Origin of the sequence: Burkholderia sp. 22313, from assembly GCF_052045245.1 — a bacterium.
In the GTDB taxonomy this organism is placed as follows: Bacteria; Pseudomonadota; Gammaproteobacteria; order Burkholderiales; family Burkholderiaceae; genus Burkholderia.
The window spans coordinates 20,386-44,035 of sequence record NZ_JBQEON010000026.1 but is presented as its reverse complement, the minus strand read 5'-3'; the positions used below and the strand labels follow the sequence as shown (position 1 = coordinate 44,035).

Sequence of the window (23,650 nt, the reverse complement as noted above, 5' to 3'; positions counted from 1 at the left end):
GGAGGCTCCCGTGACTCAGCGCGACGAAGCGGTCGTGACCGCGTCGGGCGCCTTCCATGCAGTCGCCGTGACGGCCGCGCCGTCGCTCAGGCGCTCCATCCCTTCGACGACGATCTTCTGGCCGGCCTGCAGGCCCGACTTGATGCGGTAGTGGCGGTTCGTCAGCTCGCCCACCTCGACGGCCTTCAGGTGCGCATGGCTGTTCGCGTCGAGCACCCAGACCTGCGGCTTGCCGCCCGCGCGCACGATCGCCTGTTGCGGCACCGTGAGCGCGTTGTCGTAGTGCGCGCGCGGGATGCGGGCGCGCACGTACATGCCCGGCAGCAGCTCGCGCTTCGGGTTGTCGACCAGCACGCGCACCAGCACGTCGCCGGTGCCCGGATCGACGTTGACGCCCGAGAACAGCATGCGGCCGCGCACGTCGTAGCGCGAATCGTCGTCGCGCAGCACGTCGACCGGCAGCCCGTTACCCGCGGTGTCGGGCCGTGCGGCAAGTGCGCCGCGCAGCGAGTCGAGCGACGCGGCCGGCTGGCGCACGTCCACGTAGACCTGGTCGATCTGCTGGATGCGCGCCATCGGCTGGCTGTCGCCGCTCGCCACCAGCGCGCCCTCGGTCACGAGCGCCTGATCGATGCGGCCGGTGATCGGCGCCTCGACGGTCGCGAACTTCAGGTCGAGCTGGCGGCGGGCAAGCGTCGCGCGGGCCTGCGCGACGTCGGCGGCGGCCTGGTCGCGTTGCGACACCGAGTCGTCGTAGACCTGCCGGCTGATCGCGTCGGCCTCGACCAGCGGCTTGAGACGCGCGGTCTGCACCTTCGCGCGCTCGAGCGCGGCCTGCGCGCGCTGCAGCGACGCGGCGGACGTGTCCATGTCGGCCTTGAACGGCGCCGGATTGATCTGGAACAGCGGCTGGCCCGCGCGGACCTCCGTGCCTTGCTCGAACAGCCGCCGTTGCACGATGCCGCTGACCTGCGGCCGGATCTCGGCGATCCGGACGGCCGCGACGCGGCCCGGCAGGTCTTCGGTCAGGTCGAGGCGCGATCCGGCCACGGTCATCGCCGCCACCGGCGTGGCCGGTGCGGCGGCCTGCTGTTCGGCGGGCCCGCAACCCGCCAGCACGGCCGCCGCCAGCGCTGCGACGGCGCCGTAGCCGCATCGTTTCTGATTCTTCATGTTGACTCCTTGGGACGCAGGCACTCGATGGCCCGCATGTTCGGTGCGCAGTCTGGGGGCGTCCGATGGAGTTATTTGTGCGGAAAGATGGAGGTTCGATGGAGCGGTGAAAGGAACGGCGCGTCATCCGATTCATGCAACTAACGGTCAAATCCGGCCGCGTTGGCGAATGGGTGCCGGCCGCGCCGCCGCGACGATGACGACGAACGGATGTTCACGTGGAGAGGGTGCGGCGTCGCGAGATGTTAACATCGATGTTTCGGCCAACCCGTGGCGCACGCCGCACCGCGTCGGGATGAGCGGGGTGCCGGCGCATTCGCGCAGCTGCGGCTGTTCGCGCGGCAGGGCTGGCTGGAACACGAAACGCCCGCGTTGCGCATCGAGCTCGGCATCGCGCTTCGCAACGTGAATGTCACCGGCCGCGAAGCGGATCCGTCGATCCGGTACGGGCGCGGCAACGGGCGTCCGCTCGAGCGCCGCGCGTGCTCGACCTGGGATGGCGGATCGTCGACAATGCGTCCGCGGAAAATCACGAGATCCGGCAGATAAGCGAAAATCGACGGTTTGCAGCCGTTCGAATGCAAAGGGAATGAAGGAATGAATAGACCAGACAAGTCGTCGAAAGCGCGTGCGGCGCTCGACCAGCTGTTTTCGGGCATGGCGCCCGCGGACGCGCAGCAGCGCGCGTCGCGTCCGGGCAATCCGTTCGAAGCGGCAGGCGACCCCGCCGGCGCCGACGGCCGGGTCGAAGTCACGCTGTCGACGCGAATCCAGTTGCGCGGCTATCCGGGCGCGGATGCGTTCATGAAGCGCATGGCCGAAGCCTGGGGCCTCACGTGGGGCCCGTACGACGCCGTGCGGGCGACGGCGACGCTGCCGCCCGGCTGGCGCTCGCGCCGGTTGCCGGAAGTCACGCAGATCGTCGACGAGCGCGACGTGCTGCGCGCGGAAAGCAGCCTGCAGGGCGGCGAGATGTCGTATCTGAAAGTGCATCCGCGCTATTACATCGATGCGCGCAAGGGGTTCGGCTGGCGCAAGTCGTCGAAGACGTCCGACGATCCGGATCTCGACGGTCCCGACTGGAACTGCTACGTGATGGACCGGGAGAAGTCCGTCGAAGTGCACGAGCTGACGACGTCGTCGTTGAAGGCCGACATGGACAACGCGCGTGCGACGTTGCTGAAATGGCTCGACGAGCACTACCCGAGGCATCGCGATCCGTTCGCGTACTGGACGGACTGCGAACGTCCGTTGTAAGTCCGCACGGCACGCTGCCATCGCGGAGGTTGGCACTTGAAGCACAACGGTCCGGTCGCGATTCTCTGGGCGGCGTTCGGCGCGGCGGTCGGCTCGACCGTCATCGAGCTGATGCTCTGGCCGCTCGCCGGTGAAGACGCGATTCACAACCTGCTGCGCGACGCGCGCCTGACGGCCGCCATCGTGATGGGGCGATCCGTGCTCGACTCGTCCGCAGGTTTCGATCCGGCGATCATGGGGGTGGCGACGCTGGTGCATGCGGCGCTGTCGCTCGTCTATGCGGCCGTGCTGGCGAAGCTGATCCGCAACCTGTCCCGCGCTGCCGCGCTGCTCGCGGGCGGCGCGTTCGGACTCTTTCTCTACGGCGTCAACCTGCACGCGTTCACCGCGATCTTTCCGTGGTTCGTGCCGGTGCGCGGCGCGATCACGCTGGTGGCCCATCTGGTCTTCGGCGTGAGCGCGGCGGGCGTCTACGGTCTCGTCCGGCGCGCGCCGCGTGCCTGAGCGCCGGCGGTTTCCGCGTCGCCCATGCGCATCCCGACCCCTGGAATAACCCGGCGTGCACTATCGTTTAATGGTCGGGTGACCCTATACGAAGCGGGCGCCCCCAGCGGCGCGAAGGGTCGAATGATCGGGGGCAAACTTGCAGGAGCCGATCATGGGCAACTTGTTTCGGTTCGGCGTCGGCGCCGTCTGTCTCGGGTGGGCAGTGTCCGTCCTGGCGCAAACGTATGACGACTCGATGGACGAAGGCGCGCGTTGCCGGGCGGTCGTCGCGCAGGCGGAAATCGACGGCACGGAACAACAGATCGTCGGACGCGCGTGCCGTCGGAGCGACGGCTCCTGGCAGATGGAGCAAAGCCCGGACGGCAGCATCGTGTGGTATCCGGACACCGGGTATCCGTACGACGACCCGTGGTATTGGGGGCCGGCGGTGTTCGTCGGCACGGGCGCGAGTTTCGTCTTCATCGACCGTTTCCATCATCACCATCACTTCGACCACTTCGGTCACTTCGGTCACTTCAACGGCGTCGTGCATGGCGGCATCGGCGTGCCGATGGGCGGGGGCTTTCACCATGGCCCGACCTTCGTCGGCGGGGAGCACGGCGTCGGCGGCGGCATGCGACGGCATTAAGCCGGCGCATACGGTGCACACGGCGCGGCGGACGCACACCGCAGTGCGCGTCCGCCGGGGCATCGCGATGTGACGAACGCCGTCAGAACTTGTGGCGAATCCCGACGATCGCGAGTTCCTGCGTATCGGTGCCCGAGTTCGCGCCATACGAGCCGACCGACGCCGCGGCCTTCACGATCGCGCCGCTCGCGTTCAGCGTATTGCCGCTCGCCTTCTGGTAGCCGAACAGCGCATACAGGTCGGTGCGTTTCGACAGCGCGTAGTCGGCGCCGAGGTTCACCTGGTTGTAGTGCGCGGAGGCCGGGCCCGTCAGCGACGTGTAGTTGTAGCCGACGCCCGCGCGCAGCGCCGGCGTGAACTGCCAGTTGAAGAACGCCGAGCCGTTGTTGAACTTCGCGTTCTGCGTGAAGGCCGACAGCGTGTCCGCGCCGTACTGCGTGTTCGAATACGCGAGGCCGAAGGTCGCCGGCCCGGCCACGTACTGGCCGGCCACGCGCACGATCTGGATCGACTTCGCGCTCGAGAAGCCCTGGTTGATCACGGTGTTGAACAGCGTGTCCGAGCTGCTCGACCACGCGCGCACGCCGCTTGCGACCGTCGAGCCGCCGTTCGCGAAGAAGTACCCGGCGCCGAGCGACAGCGGGCCGTTCGCGTAGCTCAGGCCGACGCTGTAGGTGCGGCCGCTGCCGGTCGCGCCGGCGACGCCGCCGAAGCCGTACAGCGCGGCGAACTGGAAGCCGGAGATCAGCGGGCTCGTGTATTTCACCGAATTGCTGACGCGCAGGCTGTTGTCGTAGTTGTCGAGGTCGCCCGGCGTCGCGAACACGCCGCCGAAGTAGTTGTCCTCGGTGAGGCCCTGCACGAGATCGACGACCGGATCGTACTGGCGGCCGAGCGTCACGGTGCCGTAGGTGCTGCTCGCGAGGCCGACGACGGCCTTGCGGCCGAATTCGCGCTGGCCCTGGCCGAGCGCGCCGGTGCCGAGGTTGAAGCCGTTCTCGAGCTGGAACAGCGCGGACAGCCCGCTGCCGAGATCCTCGATGCCGCGCAGCCCCCAGCGGCTGCCCGACAGGTTGCCGCTGCTGAACTTGACGAGGTTCGACGCGTTGCTGCCGTTGGCGTTCTGCACGTTGTGCACGTACGCGATGCCCGCATCGGCGATGCCGTACAGCGTGACGCTGCTTTGCGCGTGCGCGCCGGCGGCATAGAGCGAGGCCGGAACGGCGAGCAGTGCGAATGACCGGATTCGTTGCATTGTTGGATTTCCCCGTTGGTCGATAGGTCTGACGAGTCGGTGAACGATACGGATGGCGCATCGTCGAGGGAACCAATAAATTGTCGAATCGTTATGAGGCGGCGCGGCGATGGATGCGCGCGCAACGGATTGACGGCCGGCGCGCGGCTAACCCGCGCATCGTGGCACGCGCGTCGCGCGATCCGGCGCCCACAGGTCAGTGGCGATCGTCGCCCGACAGGTGCAGCCGCGGCTGCGCAGCGTTCAACGCATCGTCCGCTTCCGGCGGCCACGGAAAAATCCCGTCCCGGCCGGGCCACGGCAGCGGGACGCACGGGGAGTCGTCGTTGCCGTAGAACCGGCGGTTCCAGCCGAGATGAACTTCGTCGTGAGCTTTCGCCAGTGCCACGCCTGCCGCATCCGGAACTGGCGGGGTTTCTCGGCGCAATTCGTGATGAAATGCGACAGCGGCGACCGGATTGAAACGGCCGAATTTCGATCCCGCGATTGCCTGCGGCGCCCGCCTCGCACCCGTTGTTGGTACGATCGCGCGTATCGTCGTATCGTCCACGCCGGCGTCTGGCCGCCGGCGCGGCCATCTTCGGGAGAAGCGGTTCATGTTGCAGGCGTTCGCGGTCTTGCTGACCTTCCAGTGTCTCGGCGAAGGGGTGTCCTATCTGTTCGGCCTGCCGGTGCCGGGCCCGGTGATCGGCATGCTGCTGCTGTTCGGCTTCGTGATGCTGCGTCCGCAGGTGGCCGACGCGATCGAGCCGACCGCGCTCGAACTGCTGCGCCATCTGTCGCTGCTGTTCGTGCCGGCCGGCGTCGGCATCATGGTGTCGGCCGACCGCGTGCGCGGCGATGCGCTCGCGGTCGTCGTCGCGCTGGCGGTGAGCACGACGCTCGCGATCGCGGTGACGGCGCTCGTCACGCGCGCGTTGCTGCGGCGCCAGCGGCGCGCGGACGGCGCGGCGGAGGGCACGCAATGACGGCCTTCCCGAAACTCGGCGCGATCTGGGTCTATCTCGCCGCGACCCCGCTGCTCGGCCTGACGATCACGCTGATCGCGTACCTGATCGCGCAGGCCGTCTACGCGCGGGCGCGCTTCAACCCGCTCGCGAACCCGGTGCTGATCGCGGTCGCGCTGATCGTCGTCCTGCTGACGATCACGCATACGCCGTATCCGACGTATTTCGAGGGCGCGCAGTTCGTCCACTTCCTGCTCGGCCCGGCGACCGTCGCGCTGGCGCTGCCGCTGTATCGCCAGTGGTCGAAGCTGCGGCGCACCGCGGTGCCGCTGCTCGTCGGGCTGCTGGCCGGGTCGCTGACCGCGATCGTGTCGGCGGTCGGCATCGCCGCGCTGTTCGGCGCGTCGCACCAGACGATCGCGTCGCTCGCGCCGAAATCCGCGACCACGCCGATCGCGATGGCCGTCGCGCAGGCGATCGGCGGGATTCCGTCGCTGACGGCGGTGCTGGTGATCTCGACCGGGATTTTCGGTGCCGTGTGCGCGCGCGGAATCCTGAACGCGCTGCGGATCGAGGAGCCGGCCGTGCGCGGCTTCGCGCTCGGTGTCGCGTCGCACGGGATCGGCACCGCGCGCGCGTTCCAGGTCAGCGAGGAGGCCGGTGCGTTCGCGGGCCTCGGGATGGGGCTGAACGGCGTGCTGACCGCATTCGTCGTGCCGATCCTGCTGCCGGTGCTGTCGCGCTGGATCTGAATGGCGCCGCGCACCGCGAACCGGGCGCGGGCGCGGGCGGCGCGCGATGCTATCGGTTTCCCTGATGGCCGCGTGGCGCGCGCTGTCCGGCCGGGCGCCGGCCGTGTACGTATCGCTGCCGTTATCGGGAGAATTCAGGAACCGGCACGGACATTTGTGCAGCGATGGGCTAACGTTGCATCGGCGCCGTCTTCGCACGCCGACGTCCGTCGCGTGCGCGCCGGCGTTCGACCCACAACCAACAATCGACAAGGAGATCCGGCCATGACGAAGTCTCGCGTGGTTTCGGTGGCAGTGGCAGTAACGGCGTCGTTCGGTCTGCTGTTGACCGCCGCGCCGGCGGCATACGCGCAGGATCCGGCGTCCGCACCGACGCAGAAGCAGCTCGACAAGGCGCAGAAGAAGGCCGCCCGCAAGGCCGCCCGTGCGCGCCACGCGAAGGACCTGAAGGCGATCGGCACGGGCACCGGCTACCGGCTGACCAACGACCAGAGCAACTATCCGCAGAACGCGGCGCAGAAGCCGCCCGCGACGAAGGCGGCACCGGCGCCCGCGCCCGCCGCACCGGCATCGGGCCAGTAACGGCCGGCGTTCGCGCCATGACAAACGGCGCCGGGTCGACCCGGCGCCGTTTGTCTTGATGCGTCCCGCGCAGGCGGCACGCGCCGCGGCCCCGGCTTCACGGGACGCGCGGCACCCGCGTTACGACGCGAGCTTCGCGGCCAGCTCCGCGACGTGCTTGCCCTGGTAGCGTGCGATGTCGAGTTCGTTCGCGCTCGGCTGACGGCTGCCGTCCGCGCCCGCGAGGGTGGTCGCGCCGTACGGCGTGCCGCCCGTGATTTCATTCATGTTGACGAGCCCGCTGCATGCATAGGGCACGCCGACGATCACCATCCCGTGGTGCAGCAGCGTGGTGTGGAACGACGTGATGGTCGTTTCCTGGCCGCCGTGTTGCGTGCCGGTCGACGCGAACACGCTGCCGATCTTGCCGACGAGCGCGCCCTTCATCCACAGGCCGCCGGTCTGGTCGAGGAACGTGCGCATCTGGCCGGCCATGTTGCCGAAGCGGGTCGGCGTGCCGAAGATGATCGCGTCGTAGCCCGCGAGTTCGTCCACGGTGGCGACGGGCGCGGCCTGGTCGACCTTGACGCCGACGGCCTTGGCCTGGTCGACGGGGATGGTTTCCGGCACGCGCTTGAGCGTGACCTCGACGCCGGGCACCGATTGCGCGCCTTCGGCGACGTGCTGCGCCATCGTTTCGACGTGCCCGTAGGACGAGTAGTAAAGGACGAGTACCTTGGCCATGTTGCGAATCTCCGATTAAGAAGGCCCCGCATTCAGCGGGGCCGGATTTTCCGAACGGACGTTATGCCCACTCGGCAGTCACTTCGACCGGACGCAGGTCGAATACCAACACTTCGGCATCCTTGCCATCTGCGAAGGTCAGCGCCTGCTCGCCGCGGATGCGCGCGCCGTCGCCTTCGCCGAACGCCACGCCGTTGACCGTCACGCTGCCGCGTGCGACATGCACGTAGGCGAAGCGGTTCGCGGCCAGTTCGAGCGTGGCGCGCTCGTCGCCGTCGAACAGGCCTGCGTAGATGCGCGTGTCCTGCCGGATCGTCAGCGAACCGCCGTTACCGTCGGGCGACACGATCGGCGCGAACTTGCCGCGCTTGTCGGCTGCCGTGATATTGGTCTGCTGATAGCGCGGCGGCGCACCCTTCTCGGCCGGCCCGACCCAGATCTGCAGGAAGTGGACGGGCGCCTGTTGCGAGTGGTTGAACTCGCTGTGACGCACGCCGGTGCCCGCGCTCATCAGCTGGACGTCGCCCGGCACGATCACCGAACCGGTGCCCATCGAATCCTTGTGCTCCAGCGCACCTTCGAGCACGTACGACAGGATTTCCATGTCGCGGTGCGGGTGCGTGCCGAAGCCACCGCCCGGCGCGACGCGGTCGTCGTTGATCACCAGCAGGTCGGAGAAGCCGACTTGCTTCGGGTCATAGTAGTTCGCGAAAGAAAACGTATGACGGGAGCTGAGCCAGCCATGCTCGGCACGGCCACGTTGGTTTGCTGCACGAGTCTCGATCATGATGTTGTCCTTGATGTCGCCGGACCTCGAAAGTGGGCCCGGCCGTTCGTTGAGAGGAATCTTAGGTCAATCTATTTGACAAATAAATGGCTGTATAGATAATGACTGTCACTCCAAGGTGGACAATATGGAACTCAACGACCTGAGGATCTTCGTCGCGACCGTCGATGCGGGCAGCTTCACGGCCGCGGCCGACCAGCTGATGCTGTCCAAGCAGTTCGTGAGCCGGCGCACGATGGCGCTCGAGGCGTCGCTGGGCGTGCGCCTCCTGCACCGGAACACGCGCAATCTCGCGGTCACGGAGTCGGGGCTGGAGTTCTATGCGCGCGCGCAGCGGATCCTGGCGGAGGTGGCCGACGCCGAACAGGCGATGTCGGTGCGCAGCACCGAGCTGCACGGCTCGCTGAAGATCAGCGCGCCGCTGTCGTTCGGGATCACGCACGTGTCGCCGCTGATCGCCGAATTCCTGGCCGCGCATCCGGCCGTGCGGCTGAACCTCGACCTGACCGACCGGCGCGTCGACCTGATCGGCGAGGGCTTCGATCTGGTGCTGCGGATCGGCGCGCTCGAGGATTCGACGCTGATCGCGCGCCCGCTCGGCGCGTGGCGGATGGTCGCGTGCGCGAGCCCTGCGTACCTGAAGCGGCAGGGCCGGCCCGAGACCCCGGCCGATCTGGCCGGGCATACCTGCCTGATGTACGGGCGCGAGCGGCGGCTCGGCTGGGAATTCCGGATCGACGGCACGCCGCGCATGGTCGACGTGCAGGGCCCGCTCGTCGCGAACAACGGCGAAGTCGTGCGCGACGCGGCGATCGCCGGGCTCGGCATCGCGCTGCTGCCGTATTTCATCGTCGGCGCGGCGCTCGAAAGCGGCGCGCTCGTGCCGGTGCTCGACGCGTATGCGCCGTCGCCGCTCGCGCTGAACGCGGTGTTTCCGCAACATCGGGAAGGGTTCGTCACGCTGCGCACGTTCATCGGGTTTCTGGCGGAGCGGCTGGGCGGCGCCGTGCCGGCGTCGAAGGGCGGCGCGGCTCGACGGCGATAGCCAAGCGGGTGTGCGGTGAATGGCGGCGTCATCGCCACAAGTCTTGCGGAGAGGGTTGAGTCACGCGGCGCACGCGTGGCATGGTCCGGCGGCCGGAGCACGCGTGACGAACGGGTGCGGCTCGACGGCTGACGCCCGCGCGCGCCGCCGGCGTTCGCGAGCGTCGCCGTTACGGTGCAGAAGCCGTGTGGCCGGGCGACGCGAACGCATCGTGCGCGTGATCGGTGTGGATGGCGCGGTCGCTTCGGGTTACGCTTCGGCGGGTGCGGCATGCGTGCATGCCGCACCGGGCATTTCTCCCTCGAACGTTGCGGGCACGGCGTTTCCGCGGGCCCGCGCCCAGCGACATCCAGGCCATGACAATCCAGAACCGACCGAATGTTCGCGCCGGCGAGCGACGGCAGGCCGCGACGCCCGCACGCGGTGCACGGCGCTCGAAGCCGCAAATCCTCGCGGCGGCCGCATTGCTGGCGGCGTTGCCGATGGCCGCGCACGCGGCCGGCTTCGACTGCGCGAAGGCCGCATCGCCGACCGAAAAGACGATCTGCGCGGACACCGGACTGTCGACGCTCGACGGCCAGTTGGCGGCGGCGTGGCAGAAGGCGTTGGCGAAGGGTGGCGATACGGCCGCGCTGAAGGCCGCGCAACTGAAGTGGCTCAAGCAGCGCGACCGCTGCGGCAACGATGCCCCGTGCGTCGGCGATCGCTATCGCGAGCGGCTCGCGAGCCTGAACGGCGCGCCGCTGGCCGCCGACCGCTGGCAGCAGACGTGGTATCGCGACAGCGACAACCCGTCGTTCGGCGGCGTGCTGACCTTCACCGGCACGGCACCGCGTCTTCATTTCGAATTGAGCGGCAACAACGGCGCGAATACCGGCGGGCTCGACGGCGATATCGAACTGCACGGCGACCGCGGCACGTTTCGCCAGGACCAGTGCCGGCTCGACTTCAGCCGCAGGGCCGGACGTGTGCAGGTTGCGCAGCAGGGCAGCGATGCCGATTGCGGCGCCGGTGCGGGCGTGACGTATTCGGGCGCCTACGTGACGGCATCGAGCGCGCAGGCGAGTCCGGCGGCGGACCTCGTGACGCTGAAGGTGCTGACCGACGCGCGACAGAACGCGATCGCGCACACGCTGCTCGGCGCCGACTATCAGACGCTCGTCGACACGATCAACACCCGCGCGGACGAGAAGGATCTCGACGGCCTGAACGCCGGCGTGACGTCGTACTGGGTGCGCGGCATCGCGACGACGAACGCCGCGATCGTGATGCGCCGGGGTACCGATCTGTGGATCGGGCTGCTCGTGTTCGATGCGCATGACAAGGTGCGGATGCGCTATTACTCGAACGTGCCGGCGTGGAAAAAGACCCTGCCGAAGACCATTCGCGCATGGCACGACAATCTCGACAAGACCTATCCGGTTGACCTGATGTGACCGAGCGAACCGGCGCGCCGCCGCCCCGGCGTGCCCGCTGCCGGGACGCGTTTGTTACGTGACAATTGTCCACTATTTCGAGACAGCGAATCTTGTTTTGACGGATTGATGATTTACGGTGAGACAGTAGACTGCACACGTGCTTCGCCAGAACCGTTCCGCAGCGTGCCACGCAGGTGCGACTGGACGGATTCTTCGGCAGCGGGCCGACCGGCCTGCGGTTCGAACGTGCGAGGAGTGTTCGTTGTCGATTCGTGAGTTCGCGTTGCGGCGGACGTCGGCACCGAACGCATCAAATCGTTAAAAAGGGGTTTGCCATGCGTTACGTTTCGTTTGAGTCGAAGAAGGACGAGCTGCTGCTGGCCGCTCGGGTGCTGATGATGGCCCTGTTCGTGCTGTTCGGCTGGCAGAAGCTGGGCGGTTTCTCGGGCACGGTCGCGTACATGGCGTCGACGGGCGCACCGGCGCCGGAGCTGTCGGCGGTGATCGCGGTGGCGGTCGAGCTGGTTGGCGGCGCGCTGATCGCAGTCGGGTTCTATACGCGTCCGCTCGCGCTGGTGTTCGCGGTCTACACGTTGGCGACGGCGTTGATCGGCCATCGCTACTGGGCGCTGCAGGGCATGGACCAGTACCTCGCGATGATCAACTTCTACAAGAACATCAGCATCATCGGCGGGCTGCTGTTGCTCGCGGTCACCGGGCCGGGCCGGTATTCGTTCGACCGGAAGTAAGCGAGCACGACTCACTGAGTGTTGCACGACGGGCCCGGTGCGCTGGATGGCGCACCGGGCCTTGTCGTATCGGGTGCGCGTCGTCGACGTGCGCGCGAAATCGACATCGGCTGCCGGTTCTCGGTTAGATTGGGGCCCCTCATCCCTTTCATCGTTGGCTACCGTGTCGCACCCGACCATCCTCCTTATCGGCGCGTCCGGCCTGCTCGGCCGTGCGGTTGCCGCATCGCTGTCCCGCGAAGCGTCGCTGACGCTGGTCGCGACCATCCGGAACCCCGACACCGCCGGCGCACGGCAACTCGCGTTGTCGCCCGAAAACGTCGCGCGACTCGACGCGCTCGATCAGCCGGCGCTCGAACGGCTCTTCGACACCCGCCGGCCGGCCGCCGTGATCATGTGCGCGGCCGAGCGCCGCCCGGATGTCTGCGAACGCGATCCCGCGGCCGCGCGCGCGATCAACGTTGACGCACCGGCCCGCATCGGCGCGCTCGCCGCGCGTTACGGCGCGTGGACGCTCGGCATCTCCACCGACTACGTGTTCGACGGCAAGGCCGCACCGTACCGCGAGGACGCCGCGCCGAACCCGCTGAACGTCTACGGCCGGTCCAAGCTGGAAGGCGAGGCGGCATTGCTCGCCGCGTCGCCGCTTGCCTGCGTGCTGCGCCTGCCGTTGCTCTACGGCCCGATCGTCGACTGGCACGAGTCGGCCGTCACGAGCCTCGTGCCGGCAGTCGTCGCGTCGACGCGGCCGGGTGCCGACGCGGTCGGGATGGACGCGTGGGCGATCCGCTATCCGACCTACACCCCCGACGTCGCGGACGTCATCCGCGACCTGACGCTGCGTCATCTGGCCGGCTCGACCGTCACGGGTGTCTGCCATTGGTCAGGCGAGGAACCGATGACGAAGTACGACATCGCGCAGCGAATCGCGGCCGCGTTCGGCATCGATGCCGCGCTCGCGCGGATCGACACGCCGACCGATGCGACGCCGCGTCCGTACGACTGCCATCTGGATGCGGCGCGCGTGCGCGCGCTCGGGATCGATCATGCGACGCCGTTCGCGACGGGGCTGCAAGCCGTGTTGCGCGATGCGCCGCGGATGCCGTAAACGTGGCGCCCGCCGTGTTGCCGCATCGCGCGGCGGCAGTCATCGTCCGGGCATCGCAACAGCAACTGGCCGGCGTGGTCGTCAATCGTCATCCGAATCCGGCGCGCGATGAGTTCGATGTCCTGAAGGCCATCCTGAGCCACTGCATCCGCGCCGGCGTCGACATGCGCGAGCCGCCGGACACGGTTGCGCACTGCTATCATTCGCGCCATGCCGCGCCCGCACCAGGGGGCGGCGCCCGGCGGCGAGGCGGTCGCCGCCGACGGCTCGTCGCGCATTCGAGCGCGGCGCGCCACGCGTTGCGTGCCGATGCCGTCCGGTTTTCGACGATCGTGCTGCCTTCGGCAGGATTCGAAAACCGGGCTGGTCCGGGAAAACGATTCACGGATCGCAACACAGATTGGCGGAACTTCGTGATAGGTTCAGCCATCGGAGGTTGTTTGAATAAAAACATGCCCAAAAGAGGATGAATACATGACCCAGGCCCTGCAGGAACTCGAAGTACAACTTCGGGACCTGAACATCAAGCTGTCGGAAGCGAAGCAGAAGGAGAAGCAGGCCGCACTCGCGGCATTCAAGGAGCAGGTCGAACTGCTGGGCATCACGCAGCAGGAAGTGCTGAGCGCCCTCGGCTATATCGTCCAGCGCAAACGCAAGGCGCCTGCCAAGTATTACGATCCGACTACCGGCCGCTCATGGTCGGGCCGCGGCCCGCGACCGAAATGGCTCGAAGGCAAGGATCTCGATACGCTGCTCGTCGACCGCGAAGCCAAAACCTGGTGGCCCGGCGACGATCAGGGCTGATGCCGCACCGCGCCGGAACCGCTCCGGTGCCGTTCGATCCGCGCCGGCGGCAAGGCCGGCCACGCAACGTCCGCTTCAATCCGTTCTTTCGGTGTCCCGCCTGATGGCGGGATCGCCGGCTTCAGATTCTTTCAAGTCCATTACCGCGCGCTGNCGCGGCGCTTTTCGCCTGCGCACATTGGCCGGCCCGTCGGGCGCGGGAACAGGGAACAGGCCTTAGAATGTCGCCCGGACATTTCCGGCAGGGCACCATGGCAGCACACTTGAAATCTTCGGCACTCGGCGATCCGGCGGCGCCGCGCATCGAGCAGGTCGGGCCGTACGCGTGGAAGGCGCTGGCCGGCTCGGCGATCGGCTATGCGATGGACGGCTTCGACCTGCTGATTCTCGGCTTCATGCTGCCGGCGATCACCGCGGCCTTGCAGCTGACGCCCGGGCAGGGCGGCGCGCTCGTCACATGGACGCTGATCGGCGCCGTCGCGGGCGGCATTCTGTTCGGTGCGCTGAGCGACCGCTACGGCCGCGTGCGCGTGCTGACCTGGACGATCATGCTGTTCGCGGTCTTCACCGGCCTGTGCGCGTTCGCGCAGGGCTTCCGGGATCTGCTCGTGTACCGGACCATCGCGGGCATCGGTCTCGGTGGCGAGTTCGGGATCGGCATGGCGCTCGCGGCCGAAGCATGGCCGGCGAGCAAGCGGGCGCGGGTGTCGTGCTACGTCGCGCTCGGCTGGCAGGCCGGCGTGCTGCTCGCCGCGCTGCTGACGCCGCTCCTGTTGCGCCATGTCGGCTGGCGCGGGATGTTCCTGGTCGGCGTGCTGCCCGCGCTGCTCGCGTGGGTGCTGCGCAACCGGCTGCACGAGCCGGAAGTGTTCGTGCAGCGCGCGGCGCAGCCGCGGGCCAATGCGTTCCGGATGCTCGTTGCCGATGCCCGCACCGCGCGCACGAGTCTCGGCATCGTGATCCTGTGCTCGGTCCAGAACTTCGGCTACTACGGGATCATGATCTGGCTGCCGACCTTCCTGTCGAAACAGATGGGCTTTTCGCTGACGAAGTCGGGGCTGTGGACGGCGGCGACCGTCGTCGGGATGATGATCGGCGTGTGGGTGTTCGGGCAGCTCGCCGATCGCATCGGCCGCAAGCCGACGTTCCTGCTGTACCAGCTCGGCGCGGTCGCGACGGTCACCGCCTATGCGCGCCTGTCGGACCCGATGGCGATGCTGTGGGCCGGCGCGCTGATGGGGATGTTCGTCAACGGGATGGTGGGCGGCTACGGGACGCTGATGTCCGAAGGTTATCCGACGGCCGCGCGCGCGACCGCGCAGAACGTGCTGTGGAACATCGGCCGCGCGGTCGGCGGCTTCGGGCCGGTGGTGGTCGGCGCGGTGGCCGCGCACGACTCGTTCCAGACGGCGATCGCGCTGCTCGCCGGTCTCTATGTGCTCGACATGATCGCGACGCTGTTCCTGATCCCCGAGCTCAAGGGCGTCGAACTCGAATGACGCGGCGCGGTGCCCGGCCGGCGTCGCGGAGGTCGGCGCGCGTCGTGCGGAAAGGCGCGTCCGGTCGTCACGCGACCCGAATCCCGAGATTCCCGATCAGCATCGCGGCCTGATGGCGCGCTTCGTCGAGCGTCGCGTGCGGCACGCGGGGTTGCGGTTCGAACGGCTGCCGGATGCGTGAGCCTGGCGCGCGGCGCAGGCGCGGCGTGCGTATCGCGATTGTCCACGATCCGTGCGGAACGCATCCATGATCGGGCGGATTATCCGCGGCCGGCTTTCCGGCATCCTGTCGTCCATGCGTTGCGTGCGGGCTTGCCCAGGCCGGCCCCGCGCGACGATCGAACCCACGGATGCAACGAAACGGAGAACCAACCATGAGCAGGACATTCAGGATCGCCGCGATCGCGGGCGACGGCATCGGCCAGGAAGTGATGCCGGAAGGCGTGCGCGTGCTGCAGGCCGCGTGCGCGAAGTTCGGCCTGAACCTCGAGTTCACGCACTTCGAATGGGCGAGCTGCGACTACTACCTGCAGCACGGCAAGATGATGCCGGACGACTGGTTCGACACGCTGCGCGGCTACGACGCGATCTACTTCGGCGCGGTCGGCTGGCCCGACAAGGTGCCCGATCACATCTCGCTGTGGGGCTCGCTGCTGAAGTTCCGCCGCGAATTCGACCAGTACGTGAACCTGCGGCCGGTGCGGCTGCTGCCGGGCGTGCCGTGCCCGCTCGCGAACCGCAAGCCCGGTGACATCGATTTCTACGTGGTGCGCGAGAACACCGAAGGCGAATACACGTCGGTCGGCGGCAAGATGTTCGAAGGCACCGAGCGCGAATTCGTGCTGCAGGAATCGGTGTTCACGCGCCACGGCGTCGACCGCATCCTCAAGTACGCATTCGAGCTCGCGAACACGCGGCCGCGCAAGAAGCTGACGGCGGCGACCAAGTCGAACGGGATCGCGGTCAGCATGCCGTACTGGGACGAGCGCGTCGCGGCGGTTGCGGCCGGCTATCCCGATATCGCGTGGGACAAGCAGCACATCGACATCCTGTCCGCGCGTTTCGTGCTGCAGCCGGACCGCTTCGACGTGGTCGTCGCGTCGAACCTGTTCGGCGACATCCTGTCGGATCTCGGCCCCGCCTGCACGGGCACGATCGGCCTGGCCGCGTCGGCGAACCTGAATCCGGAACGCACGTTCCCGTCGCTGTTCGAACCGGTGCATGGCTCGGCGCCCGACATCTTCGGCAAGAACATCGCGAACCCGATCGCGATGATCTGGTCCGGCGCGATGATGCTGGATTTCCTCGGCGACGGCGATGCGCGCTTCAACGACGCGCACGACGCGATCATGCGCGCGATCGAGACGGTGCTGGTGAATGGGCCGCGCACGCCGGACATGGGCGGCACGGCCGATACGACGGCGGTCGGCCAGGCGGTGGCCGCGGCGCTTTGATGTCGCGGGGTTGACGCTGCGCCCGCCCGCCGCGCGCAAGCAGCACGAGGCGCGCGGTCGGGCAGCCAGGCAGCCGGACCGCCGCGCGTCGTCAGTGCGGCGTGACCGCGGCGGACGGCTGCGCGGCGAACGCCATCGCATCGGCCGGCTCCGCCGCGCGGCACACGGCCGTGACGCGCACGCCGCCGCCTGCTTCGTCGGCGCGCGCATGCCCTTGTTCGAGCAGCAGCCGGACCATCCCGTCCGGCAGCAGCGCGCGGTACAGCGCGCGATATTCGCCGCGGCGCGCGATCGCTTCCTGCAGCGTGGCGTCGCGCGCCGCGCGGTCGTCCGGATGCACGCGGGCCTGCAGGTCCGCATGATGGCGCGGCGCATCGGCGACCGCGATCCCGAACAGCCGGCACCATTCGTCGGACACGCTCACCTCATCCGCTTCATGCCGCCACTGCCACGCGCCGCGTCCGGCCAGGCGCTCGGCGTCGGCCAGCAGCGCGATGCGCGCGCGCAGTTCCTGTTCCACCGCCTTGCGCGCGCTGATGTCGATCGTCGTGCCGATCATCCGCGTCGGCCGGCCCGCGTCGTCGACGAGCGTCGCGGTGCGCGACTCGATCCAGCGCACCCGGCCGTCGGGCAGCACGATCCGGAATTCCCACACATACGGCTCGCGCGCATCGACCGCTTCGCGCAGCGCACGGCTGTTGAGCCAGCTGCGCTCGTCGGGGTGCAGGATTTCCCAGAATTCCTCGTTGCTGTGGATTTCGCGGCCGTACAGGTTCACGCAGTTGTCGGAATAGATCAGCTCGTCGGAGACGAGATTCCATTCCCACGTGACGATGCCGGCCACTTCCTGCGCATGCTTCATCCGCGCTTCGCTCGACACGATCTCGGCCGTATAGCGGCGGCGCAGGTCGGTCATCGGCAGTTCCGTCTGCGCGCCGAGGCCGAGATCCTTGACTGCGTCGTCGCCGTAGCGCAGCCACACCCAGTTGACGTCGAGGAACGCGGCCAGCTTGCGCAGGTTCGAATAGTCGATCTCGCCGCCGCGCGTCCACTTGTGCACGGCCGGCCGCGAGATGCCGACGACGTCGGCGACCTGTTGCAGGCTCAGCTTCTTGTGCTCGAGCAGCACCTTGAGACGGAACGCGAACGTATCCTCGGACATCCATTCCTCTTTCTGACGACGGCGCGCGGCCAAACGAACAAGGGCGGCAGCGCCCACGGCGCGCGTGGTGCGGGCCGCGGGCGCTGCCGCCGCGTCGGGACAGAGGCGCGCCGGGGGTTCCCTGTATCCGCCGTAGTTTAACGGATACGGCGCGAGGAAAATTTACAGGTCGATCACGAGCCGCGGCGTGCGCGCACGGGACACGCACAGCAGGATGGTGTTCTGCGCGGCCTTTTCGTCGTCGTCGAGATACTGGTCGCGGTGATCGGCCTCGCCTTCGAGAATCGCGACCTCGCAGGTGCCGCACACGCCTTCGCGACACAACGATTCGATCTGCACGCCGGCGCGCTCGATCGCCTGCAGGATCGTCATGTCCTCGGGCACCTCGAGCTCGATCCCCGAGCGCGCGAGCACGACCGTGAAGGCCTGGCCGGCGGTGTCGGTCGCGGCGAACTGTTCGGCGTGAAGCTGCGCCTTCGGCCAGCCGAGCAGCGCGGCGTTCGCATAGACGGCGTCGTTCAGGCCCTGCGGCCCGCACACGTAGACGTGCGCGTCGGCCGGCAGCGACTTGAACAGGCGCAGCAGGTCGAGGCGCTGGCCGAGGCTGTCGACGTACGTATGCACATTGGCCGCATGCGGGCCGGCGTGCAGCTCGTCGACGAACGCGCCGTGCTCGGGGCTGCGGTACGCGTAATGCAGTTCGAGCTCGACGTCGCCGCCAGGCGCATGCTCGGCGAGCTGCGCGAGGAACGGCGTGATGCCGATGCCGCCCGCGATGAACACGTGGCGGCGCGCGCCGTGCGCGAGCGCGAACAGGTTCGCGGGGGAGCCGATCGCGAGCCGCGTGCCGACGCCGACGTGGTCGTGCATGAACGCCGAGCCGCCGCGCGACGCTTCCTCGCGGCGCACCGCGATCTGGTACTGGCGCGTATCGCGCGGCGAGCCGAGCAGCGAATACGCATTGTGGTGCCACTGCTCGCCGTGCTGCATCGACACGAGCACGTGCGCGCCGCCGCTGAACGGCGGCAATGGCGCGCCGTCGGGCAGCGCGAGCGTGAAGCGCTTGATCAGCGGGGTCAGGGTGTCGACGGCGACGACGTCGACGGTGATCGATTCACGGGCGTTCATGGGGCTTCCTTTGCCGGCGGCGCGCAGGTCGACAAGCGCGCGGCGCGGCGGGTATCGCTGGGGTCGTTCGGTCGTTGGCAAACCGCGGCGCGCGGGCCGCAGCCCGCCGCGCGCGCGAAACGGAATCAGGCGCTCAGGCCGCCCATGCACAGGTATTTGATCGACAGGAAATCGTCGATCCCGTACTTGGATCCTTCGCGTCCGATGCCGGACTGCTTGACGCCGCCGAACGGCGCCACTTCGTTCGAGATCAGGCCGCTGTTGATGCCGACGATCCCGTATTCGAGCTGCTCGGCGACGCGCCACACGCGGCCGATGTCGCGGCTGTAGAAATACGCGGCGAGCCCGTAGATCGAATCGTTCGCGAGGCGCACGACTTCGTCGTCGCTCGTGAAGCGCACGACCGGCGCGACGGGCCCGAAGATTTCCTCGGTCAGCACGGCCATCCCAGGCTTCGCATCGGCGAGCACGGTCGGCGCGTAGAAGTTGCCGCCGCGTGCATGCGGCGTGCCGCCGACCAGCACGCGCGCGCCGCCCGCGACCGCGTCGCGCACGAGGCCGTCGACCTTGTCGCGCGCGGCCTCGTTGATCAGCGGCCCGATGTTGACGTCGGCGTCGAAGCCGTCGCCGACCTTGAACGCCGCCACGCGCGCCGCGAAGCGGCGGCAGAACTCGTCGTACACCGAGTCGTGCACGAAGAAGCGGTTCGCGCACACGCAGGTCTGGCCCGCGTTGCGGTACTTCGACTGCAGCGCGCCTTCGACCGCGCGATCGAGATCGGCATCGTCGAACACGATGAACGGCGCGTTGCCGCCGAGCTCGAGCGACATCTTCTTGACGGTGTCCGAGCACTGGCGCATCAGCAGCCGGCCGACCTCGGTCGACCCGGTGAACGTGAGCTTCTTCACGAGCGGGCTCGACGTCATTTCCGCGCCGATCTCGCGCGACTTGCCGGTCACGACGTTGACGACGCCGGGCGGAATGCCCGCTTGCTCGGCGAGCGCCGCGAGCGCGAACGCGGACAGCGGCGTCTCGTTGGCCGGCTTGATCACGATCGTGCAGCCGGCGGCGAGCGCGGGCGCGGCCTTGCGGGTGATCATCGCCGCCGGGAAATTCCACGGCGTGATCGCCGCGCACACGCCGACCGGTTCCTTCGTCACGACGAGGCGCTGATCGGGATTCGGGCTCGGGATCACGTCGCCGTCGATCCGCTTGGCCTGCTCGGCGAACCATTCGACGAACGACGCGGCGTACGCGATCTCGCCGCGCGCTTCCGCGAGCGGCTTGCCCTGTTCGCGCGTCATCAGCACCGCGAGGTCTTCCTGGCGCGCCATGATCAGCTCGAACCAGTTGCGCAACAGGCGCGCGCGCTCCTTCGCGGTGGTCTTGCGCCAACTCGCGAACGCGGTGTGCGCGGCGTCGATGGCGGCGCGCGTCTCGGCCGCGCCCATGTTCGGCACGCGCGCGATCAGTTCGCCCGTCGACGGGTTGGTGACGTCGAGCACGGCGCCGTCGTCGGCCCCGCGCCACGCGCCGGCGATGGTTGCCTGCTCACGCAGCAGGCCCGGTTGTTGAAGGGAAGTCATGTTCGGTGTCGTCCTGGAGCGAAAGGTCAGTCCTGATACTTCTGCGCGAGCAGGTGGTGGAAGTGTGCGATGCCGTGCTCGCTGATGCCGCTGCGGCGCTGGTCGACCATGATCCGGCCCTGGCCGCGATAGCCGCGCGACTTCAGCCCCTTCTGCACGCTCTCGACGAGGCGCAGGTCTTCCGGGCGGAACACGTTGCGGTACCACTCGATCAGGTTCTTCTGGTAGTCGGTCAGCTCTTCGTTCAGGAAGTAGATGTCGTAGTGCTGCAGCGTGACTTCCGCGTTGACCGGGAATTCATAGATCACGGTCATGAAGTCGGCGCCCGGCGGCACGTTGAACATCGTGCACGGCCACGCCCAGAAGCCCTGGAAGCTCGGGTCCTTCACGGACGGATCGAGCTTGAACGAGCGCTCGGACGAGCGCGCGTGGCCGAACTGCACCGTCCAGTTGCCGTGCAGCGTGTGGTCGTACTGGTCGATCTTCACCGAGTCGGAGAAGCCGGGATGCGCGGGGCCGCAGTGATAGCACTCGAGGTAGTTGTCGACGATCGACTTCCAGTTCGCGGGCGTGTCGGACACGAAGCGCGCGGCGAGCTTCAGGTCGTCGATCACCGGGCACGCGGCGCGCAGGCGGTCCTGCATGCCGGGCAGTTGCGCCTCGACGGTGCCGGCGTCCGGGTTCAGGTTGATGAAGATGAAGCCCGCGTATTCCTCGACCTTGACCGGCACGAGGCTCGAATTTTCCTTGTCGAACGCCTGCACGTGATCGCAGTTGTTCGCATGCGCGAGCGCGCCGTCGAGCTTGAACGCCCACGCGTGGTACGGGCACGTAATCACGTTCTTCGCCTTGCCGCTGCCTTCGAGCAGCTGGTGGCCACGGTGCGGGCATACGTTGTAGAACGCGCGCAGCACCTTGTCCTTGCCGCGCACGATCAGGATGTTCTCGCCGATCACTTCGCGCGTCACATATTGATTGGCCTCGGCCAGCTCGCTGCGGTGCGCGACGCAGATCCACGTGTCGGCGAAGATCTTCTCCTCCTCGGCCTTGAACACTTCCTGCGACGTGTAATAGGTCTTCGGGATCGTCCAGGCGAGTTCCGGGTTCGAGCAGAAATCGGCCGGCAGGTTCGGCAGCTTGGGCTTCTGATGGAATTCGATCGGCAGGTAGGTCATGGCGTCGGGGCGATTGGATCGCGGTTACGGTGTATTGAAATTAACTGATGGTTACGTTAAAACTAACAGTTAACACAATATAGGAGATCTGCGCCTCGATTGGGATCAGGGTTATCCCGATATTCGCAACAGACAGCGGATGCCGATGGCGGAATTTGTCTGATCGTTGCTGAAAATCACAAATCTGCGTAATTTAGAGATGCGTCAATAGGCGAATGCGCTAGTACGGGCGACACGATGAACTGCGTACCATTGTTAACTGGTAGTTCATTGTTAACTGAAAGTAACGTTGCCGGTGTCCGATGATCGGTCGTGCTGCTGCCGGGCTTGCATCCGGCGGCGGCGCGGCGCGTGACCGCCGCCGTCAGACGCAATGGAGGAGACATGAGACAGCAAGCAGTGGCCGACGCCATCTCGATGGACGAGGGGCGGGGCAAATCGCGTATCGAGGCGCGTTCGATCGACTACGTGCCGCTCGCGGAGCGGCGCGGCAAGGCATGGCATCTGTGGCCGGTCTGGTTTACCGGCGACGCGAACCTCGCGACGATCGCGTGCGGCGCGATCGGCGTCAGCATGGGCGGGAATCTGTTGTGGAGCGCGATCGCGGTGTTGATCGGCAACCTGCTCGGCACGTTCTTCATGGCGTTCCATTCGAGCCAGGGCCCGCAGCTCGGCCTGCCGCAGATGATCCAGTCGCGCCCGCAGTTCGGCTACATGGGGGCGCTGCTCGTGTGGGTCGTCGCGCTCGTCACGTACATCGGCTACAACTCGTTCAACCAGCTGATGGCCGGCCAGACCGCGCACCACCTGCTCGGCACCGAGCCGCACGTCAGCTATATCGTGTTCACCGCGATCGCCGTGGGCCTCGCGGTGTTCGGCTACGACCTGATCCACAAGGCGCAGCGCTGGCTCGCGATCGCGCTGCTGATCGCGTTGACGGTGTTCAGCGTCGGCATTTGCGTGAAAGTGCCGTTCCCGGCCGAGCAACTGTCGTTCGCGGGCTTCAAGGCGACGCCGTTCCTCGTGCAGCTGTTCGCGGCCGCCGCGTATCAGCTGTCGTGGTCGATCTACGTGTCGGACTACTCGCGCTACCTGCCGCCGACGACCGGTGTGCGCGCAACCTTCTGGTGGACCTTCACGGGCGCGCTGATCGGCGGCGCGTGGATGATGCTGGTCGGCACCGCCGCGGCCGCGCTGAATTCGAAGATCGAGATCGCCGATGCCGTGCAGCGTGCGGGCGACGCGATCCATCCGGGCTTCGGGTCGGTCACGCTGCTGCTGTCGCTGCTCGGGCTGCTCGCGATCACGGGGCTGAACTTCTACGGCGCGTCGCTGACGCTGCTGAGCATCACCGATTCGTTCCGGCCGCTGAAGTCGAGCGCGGGCAAGCGCGTCGCGAGCCTGCTGATCGTCGCGTTCGTCGCGACCTCGCTCGCGTTCGCGGCGTCGGACAACTTCATGGGCAAGTTCGGCGACTTCCTCGGCATCCTCGGCTACCTGTTCACGCCGTGGACCGCGATCAACCTGGTCGACTTCTTCTTCGTGCGGCACACGCACTACTCGGTGCGCGAGATCTTCAATCCGCGCGGCATCTACGGCCGCTGGAACTGGCGCGGCCTGACCGCGTATGCGGTCGGTTTCGTCGCGATGATCCCGTTCTTCAAGACCGAGATGTATTCGGGCCCCGTCGCCCGCGCGCTCGGCGGCACCGACATCGCGATGCTGATCGGCCTGCCGGTCGCCGCGCTCGTCTATCTGTGGGCGTGCCGTTCGCTCGATACCGAAGCGGAACGCAAGCTCGTCGAAGCGGCCGATCGCGGGTTGAACTGATCGTGAGCCATGCTGAGCGATGTGTCGACGAAGCGCTGCGTGAGTCGTTGAGACGGGCGCCAAGGTCGATCGCGGCGGTGC

General features: G+C 67.7%; 24 protein-coding genes and 1 pseudogene. 16 read left to right on the top strand and 9 right to left on the bottom strand.

Annotated features, from left to right (window positions below):
• Positions 1-15: 15 nt before the first annotated feature.
• Positions 16-1,173 (bottom strand): efflux RND transporter periplasmic adaptor subunit, encoded by a 1,158-nt coding sequence (locus ACTJKF_RS21115; RefSeq protein ID WP_440625773.1) that lies wholly within the window; start codon positions 1,171-1,173, stop codon positions 16-18.
• A gap of 250 nt (positions 1,174-1,423) precedes the next feature.
• On the opposite strand from ACTJKF_RS21115, the pseudogene ACTJKF_RS21110 reads away from it, so the two are divergent.
• The 4 genes and pseudogenes from ACTJKF_RS21110 to ACTJKF_RS21095 all read left to right on the top strand — a co-directional run.
• A pseudogene (locus tag ACTJKF_RS21110) lies at positions 1,424-1,653 on the top strand (LysR substrate-binding domain-containing protein); the annotation flags it as partial.
• Positions 1,654-1,770: 117 nt separating this feature from the next.
• Positions 1,771-2,430 (top strand): nitroreductase, encoded by a 660-nt coding sequence (locus tag ACTJKF_RS21105; RefSeq protein WP_440625771.1) that lies wholly within the window; start codon positions 1,771-1,773, stop codon positions 2,428-2,430.
• Positions 2,431-2,466: 36 nt separating this feature from the next.
• On the top strand, positions 2,467-2,934 hold the full coding sequence (locus ACTJKF_RS21100) for a sodium:proline symporter (protein ID WP_440625770.1): 468 nt from the start codon (positions 2,467-2,469) through the stop codon (positions 2,932-2,934).
• Positions 2,935-3,088: 154 nt separating this feature from the next.
• A complete protein-coding gene (locus tag ACTJKF_RS21095) occupies positions 3,089-3,565 on the top strand; it encodes a hypothetical protein (protein WP_440625768.1) in 477 nt (158 codons plus the stop codon).
• A gap of 82 nt (positions 3,566-3,647) precedes the next feature.
• On the opposite strand, the gene ACTJKF_RS21090 is transcribed toward ACTJKF_RS21095, so the two are convergent.
• Together ACTJKF_RS21090 and ACTJKF_RS21085 are read right to left on the bottom strand one after the other, a co-directional pair.
• Entirely contained in the window at positions 3,648-4,820 is a 1,173-nt protein-coding gene (locus ACTJKF_RS21090) for a porin (RefSeq protein ID WP_440625766.1), read from the bottom strand.
• Positions 4,821-5,016: 196 nt separating this feature from the next.
• A complete protein-coding gene (locus ACTJKF_RS21085; protein ID WP_440625764.1) occupies positions 5,017-5,418 on the bottom strand; it encodes a DUF4262 domain-containing protein in 402 nt (133 codons plus the stop codon).
• Between ACTJKF_RS21085 and ACTJKF_RS21080 the strand changes: the two genes are divergently transcribed.
• The 3 genes from ACTJKF_RS21080 (at position 5,417) to ACTJKF_RS21070 (ending at position 7,101) form a co-directional block, all read left to right on the top strand.
• Complete coding sequence (locus ACTJKF_RS21080) at positions 5,417-5,788, top strand: CidA/LrgA family protein (protein WP_440625763.1); 372 nt, start codon at positions 5,417-5,419, stop codon at positions 5,786-5,788. The two genes, ACTJKF_RS21085 and ACTJKF_RS21080, sit on opposite strands and share 2 nt — an antisense overlap.
• Positions 5,785-6,519: an LrgB family protein gene (locus tag ACTJKF_RS21075; protein WP_166721718.1), complete on the top strand. Its 735-nt coding sequence runs from the start codon at positions 5,785-5,787 to the stop codon at positions 6,517-6,519. Before ACTJKF_RS21080 ends, ACTJKF_RS21075 begins: the two co-directional genes overlap by 4 nt.
• A 264-nt stretch (positions 6,520-6,783) precedes the next feature.
• Positions 6,784-7,101 carry a hypothetical protein gene (locus ACTJKF_RS21070; RefSeq protein ID WP_440625761.1) on the top strand — a complete coding sequence of 106 codons (318 nt, stop codon included), beginning with the start codon at positions 6,784-6,786 and terminating at the stop codon, positions 7,099-7,101.
• Positions 7,102-7,221: 120 nt separating this feature from the next.
• Here the strand turns inward: ACTJKF_RS21070 and wrbA are convergent, their stop codons facing one another.
• Together wrbA and ACTJKF_RS21060 are read right to left on the bottom strand one after the other, a co-directional pair.
• Complete coding sequence (wrbA, locus tag ACTJKF_RS21065; RefSeq protein ID WP_440625759.1) at positions 7,222-7,824, bottom strand: NAD(P)H:quinone oxidoreductase; 603 nt, start codon at positions 7,822-7,824, stop codon at positions 7,222-7,224.
• Between the two features lie 61 nt (positions 7,825-7,885).
• Positions 7,886-8,611 carry a pirin family protein gene (locus ACTJKF_RS21060; RefSeq protein ID WP_440625757.1) on the bottom strand — a complete coding sequence of 242 codons (726 nt, stop codon included), beginning with the start codon at positions 8,609-8,611 and terminating at the stop codon, positions 7,886-7,888.
• Between the two features lie 127 nt (positions 8,612-8,738).
• Here ACTJKF_RS21060 and ACTJKF_RS21055 point away from each other — a divergent pair, with 127 nt between their 5' ends.
• The 8 genes from ACTJKF_RS21055 to ACTJKF_RS21020 all read left to right on the top strand — a co-directional run bounded on the left by ACTJKF_RS21055 (position 8,739) and on the right by ACTJKF_RS21020 (position 16,688).
• The gene (locus ACTJKF_RS21055; protein WP_440625755.1) at positions 8,739-9,656 is read left to right on the top strand and encodes a LysR substrate-binding domain-containing protein; all 918 of its coding nucleotides are present in this window, start codon (positions 8,739-8,741) and stop codon (positions 9,654-9,656) included.
• Between the two features lie 356 nt (positions 9,657-10,012).
• Positions 10,013-11,092: a lysozyme inhibitor LprI family protein gene (locus ACTJKF_RS21050; RefSeq protein WP_440625753.1), complete on the top strand. Its 1,080-nt coding sequence runs from the start codon at positions 10,013-10,015 to the stop codon at positions 11,090-11,092.
• A 317-nt stretch (positions 11,093-11,409) separates the two neighbouring features.
• On the top strand, positions 11,410-11,823 hold the full coding sequence (locus ACTJKF_RS21045) for a DoxX family protein (protein ID WP_440625751.1): 414 nt from the start codon (positions 11,410-11,412) through the stop codon (positions 11,821-11,823).
• A 163-nt stretch (positions 11,824-11,986) separates the two neighbouring features.
• A complete protein-coding gene (locus tag ACTJKF_RS21040) occupies positions 11,987-12,931 on the top strand; it encodes a dTDP-4-dehydrorhamnose reductase family protein (protein ID WP_440625749.1) in 945 nt (314 codons plus the stop codon).
• A gap of 2 nt (positions 12,932-12,933) precedes the next feature.
• Positions 12,934-13,401, top strand: coding sequence for a hypothetical protein (locus tag ACTJKF_RS21035; RefSeq protein WP_440625747.1), 468 nt, complete (start codon positions 12,934-12,936; stop codon positions 13,399-13,401).
• Positions 13,402-13,405: 4 nt separating this feature from the next.
• The gene (locus ACTJKF_RS21030; protein WP_440625745.1) at positions 13,406-13,735 is read left to right on the top strand and encodes an H-NS histone family protein; all 330 of its coding nucleotides are present in this window, start codon (positions 13,406-13,408) and stop codon (positions 13,733-13,735) included.
• 251 nt (positions 13,736-13,986) lie between these two features.
• A complete protein-coding gene (locus tag ACTJKF_RS21025) occupies positions 13,987-15,234 on the top strand; it encodes an MFS transporter (RefSeq protein ID WP_440625744.1) in 1,248 nt (415 codons plus the stop codon).
• Between the two features lie 374 nt (positions 15,235-15,608).
• Positions 15,609-16,688, top strand: coding sequence for a tartrate dehydrogenase (locus tag ACTJKF_RS21020; protein ID WP_440625742.1), 1,080 nt, complete (start codon positions 15,609-15,611; stop codon positions 16,686-16,688).
• 91 nt (positions 16,689-16,779) lie between these two features.
• Here the strand turns inward: ACTJKF_RS21020 and ACTJKF_RS21015 are convergent, their stop codons facing one another.
• The 4 genes from ACTJKF_RS21015 to ACTJKF_RS21000 all read right to left on the bottom strand — a co-directional run bounded on the left by ACTJKF_RS21015 (position 16,780) and on the right by ACTJKF_RS21000 (position 21,739).
• Complete coding sequence (locus ACTJKF_RS21015) at positions 16,780-17,850, bottom strand: PAS domain-containing protein (RefSeq protein WP_440625740.1); 1,071 nt, start codon at positions 17,848-17,850, stop codon at positions 16,780-16,782.
• A gap of 162 nt (positions 17,851-18,012) precedes the next feature.
• Positions 18,013-18,978 carry a PDR/VanB family oxidoreductase gene (locus tag ACTJKF_RS21010; protein WP_440625738.1) on the bottom strand — a complete coding sequence of 322 codons (966 nt, stop codon included), beginning with the start codon at positions 18,976-18,978 and terminating at the stop codon, positions 18,013-18,015.
• A gap of 125 nt (positions 18,979-19,103) precedes the next feature.
• Positions 19,104-20,564, bottom strand: a complete 1,461-nt coding sequence (locus ACTJKF_RS21005) for an NAD-dependent succinate-semialdehyde dehydrogenase (protein ID WP_440625736.1) — start codon at positions 20,562-20,564, stop codon at positions 19,104-19,106.
• A 26-nt stretch (positions 20,565-20,590) separates the two neighbouring features.
• Positions 20,591-21,739, bottom strand: a complete 1,149-nt coding sequence (locus tag ACTJKF_RS21000; RefSeq protein WP_440625734.1) for an aromatic ring-hydroxylating oxygenase subunit alpha — start codon at positions 21,737-21,739, stop codon at positions 20,591-20,593.
• Between the two features lie 384 nt (positions 21,740-22,123).
• On the opposite strand from ACTJKF_RS21000, the gene ACTJKF_RS20995 reads away from it, so the two are divergent.
• Entirely contained in the window at positions 22,124-23,569 is a 1,446-nt protein-coding gene (locus ACTJKF_RS20995; RefSeq protein WP_440625732.1) for a purine-cytosine permease family protein, read from the top strand.
• Positions 23,570-23,650: the final 81 nt, after the last annotated feature.

Bases quoted from the DNA above. Each gene is read 5' to 3' on its own strand.
- ACTJKF_RS21000 (WP_440625734.1), bottom strand. From the start codon at position 21,739: ATGACCTACCTGCCGATCGAATTCCATCAGAAGCCCAAGCTGCCGAAC.
- ACTJKF_RS21015 (WP_440625740.1), bottom strand. From the start codon at position 17,850: ATGTCCGAGGATACGTTCGCGTTCCGTCTCAAGGTGCTGCTCGAGCAC.
- ACTJKF_RS21105 (WP_440625771.1), top strand. From the start codon at position 1,771: ATGAATAGACCAGACAAGTCGTCGAAAGCGCGTGCGGCGCTCGACCAG.
- ACTJKF_RS21070 (WP_440625761.1), top strand. From the start codon at position 6,784: ATGACGAAGTCTCGCGTGGTTTCGGTGGCAGTGGCAGTAACGGCGTCG.
- ACTJKF_RS21080 (WP_440625763.1), top strand. From the start codon at position 5,417: ATGTTGCAGGCGTTCGCGGTCTTGCTGACCTTCCAGTGTCTCGGCGAA.
- ACTJKF_RS21025 (WP_440625744.1), top strand. From the start codon at position 13,987: ATGGCAGCACACTTGAAATCTTCGGCACTCGGCGATCCGGCGGCGCCG.
- ACTJKF_RS20995 (WP_440625732.1), top strand. From the start codon at position 22,124: ATGAGACAGCAAGCAGTGGCCGACGCCATCTCGATGGACGAGGGGCGG.
- ACTJKF_RS21075 (WP_166721718.1), top strand. From the start codon at position 5,785: ATGACGGCCTTCCCGAAACTCGGCGCGATCTGGGTCTATCTCGCCGCG.
- ACTJKF_RS21085 (WP_440625764.1), bottom strand. From the start codon at position 5,418: ATGAACCGCTTCTCCCGAAGATGGCCGCGCCGGCGGCCAGACGCCGGC.
- ACTJKF_RS21050 (WP_440625753.1), top strand. From the start codon at position 10,013: ATGACAATCCAGAACCGACCGAATGTTCGCGCCGGCGAGCGACGGCAG.
- ACTJKF_RS21060 (WP_440625757.1), bottom strand. From the start codon at position 8,611: ATGATCGAGACTCGTGCAGCAAACCAACGTGGCCGTGCCGAGCATGGC.
- ACTJKF_RS21055 (WP_440625755.1), top strand. From the start codon at position 8,739: ATGGAACTCAACGACCTGAGGATCTTCGTCGCGACCGTCGATGCGGGC.
- ACTJKF_RS21030 (WP_440625745.1), top strand. From the start codon at position 13,406: ATGACCCAGGCCCTGCAGGAACTCGAAGTACAACTTCGGGACCTGAAC.
- ACTJKF_RS21010 (WP_440625738.1), bottom strand. From the start codon at position 18,978: ATGAACGCCCGTGAATCGATCACCGTCGACGTCGTCGCCGTCGACACC.
- ACTJKF_RS21095 (WP_440625768.1), top strand. From the start codon at position 3,089: ATGGGCAACTTGTTTCGGTTCGGCGTCGGCGCCGTCTGTCTCGGGTGG.
- ACTJKF_RS21005 (WP_440625736.1), bottom strand. From the start codon at position 20,564: ATGACTTCCCTTCAACAACCGGGCCTGCTGCGTGAGCAGGCAACCATC.
- ACTJKF_RS21020 (WP_440625742.1), top strand. From the start codon at position 15,609: ATGAGCAGGACATTCAGGATCGCCGCGATCGCGGGCGACGGCATCGGC.
- wrbA (WP_440625759.1), bottom strand. From the start codon at position 7,824: ATGGCCAAGGTACTCGTCCTTTACTACTCGTCCTACGGGCACGTCGAA.
- ACTJKF_RS21045 (WP_440625751.1), top strand. From the start codon at position 11,410: ATGCGTTACGTTTCGTTTGAGTCGAAGAAGGACGAGCTGCTGCTGGCC.
- ACTJKF_RS21090 (WP_440625766.1), bottom strand. From the start codon at position 4,820: ATGCAACGAATCCGGTCATTCGCACTGCTCGCCGTTCCGGCCTCGCTC.
- ACTJKF_RS21115 (WP_440625773.1), bottom strand. From the start codon at position 1,173: ATGAAGAATCAGAAACGATGCGGCTACGGCGCCGTCGCAGCGCTGGCG.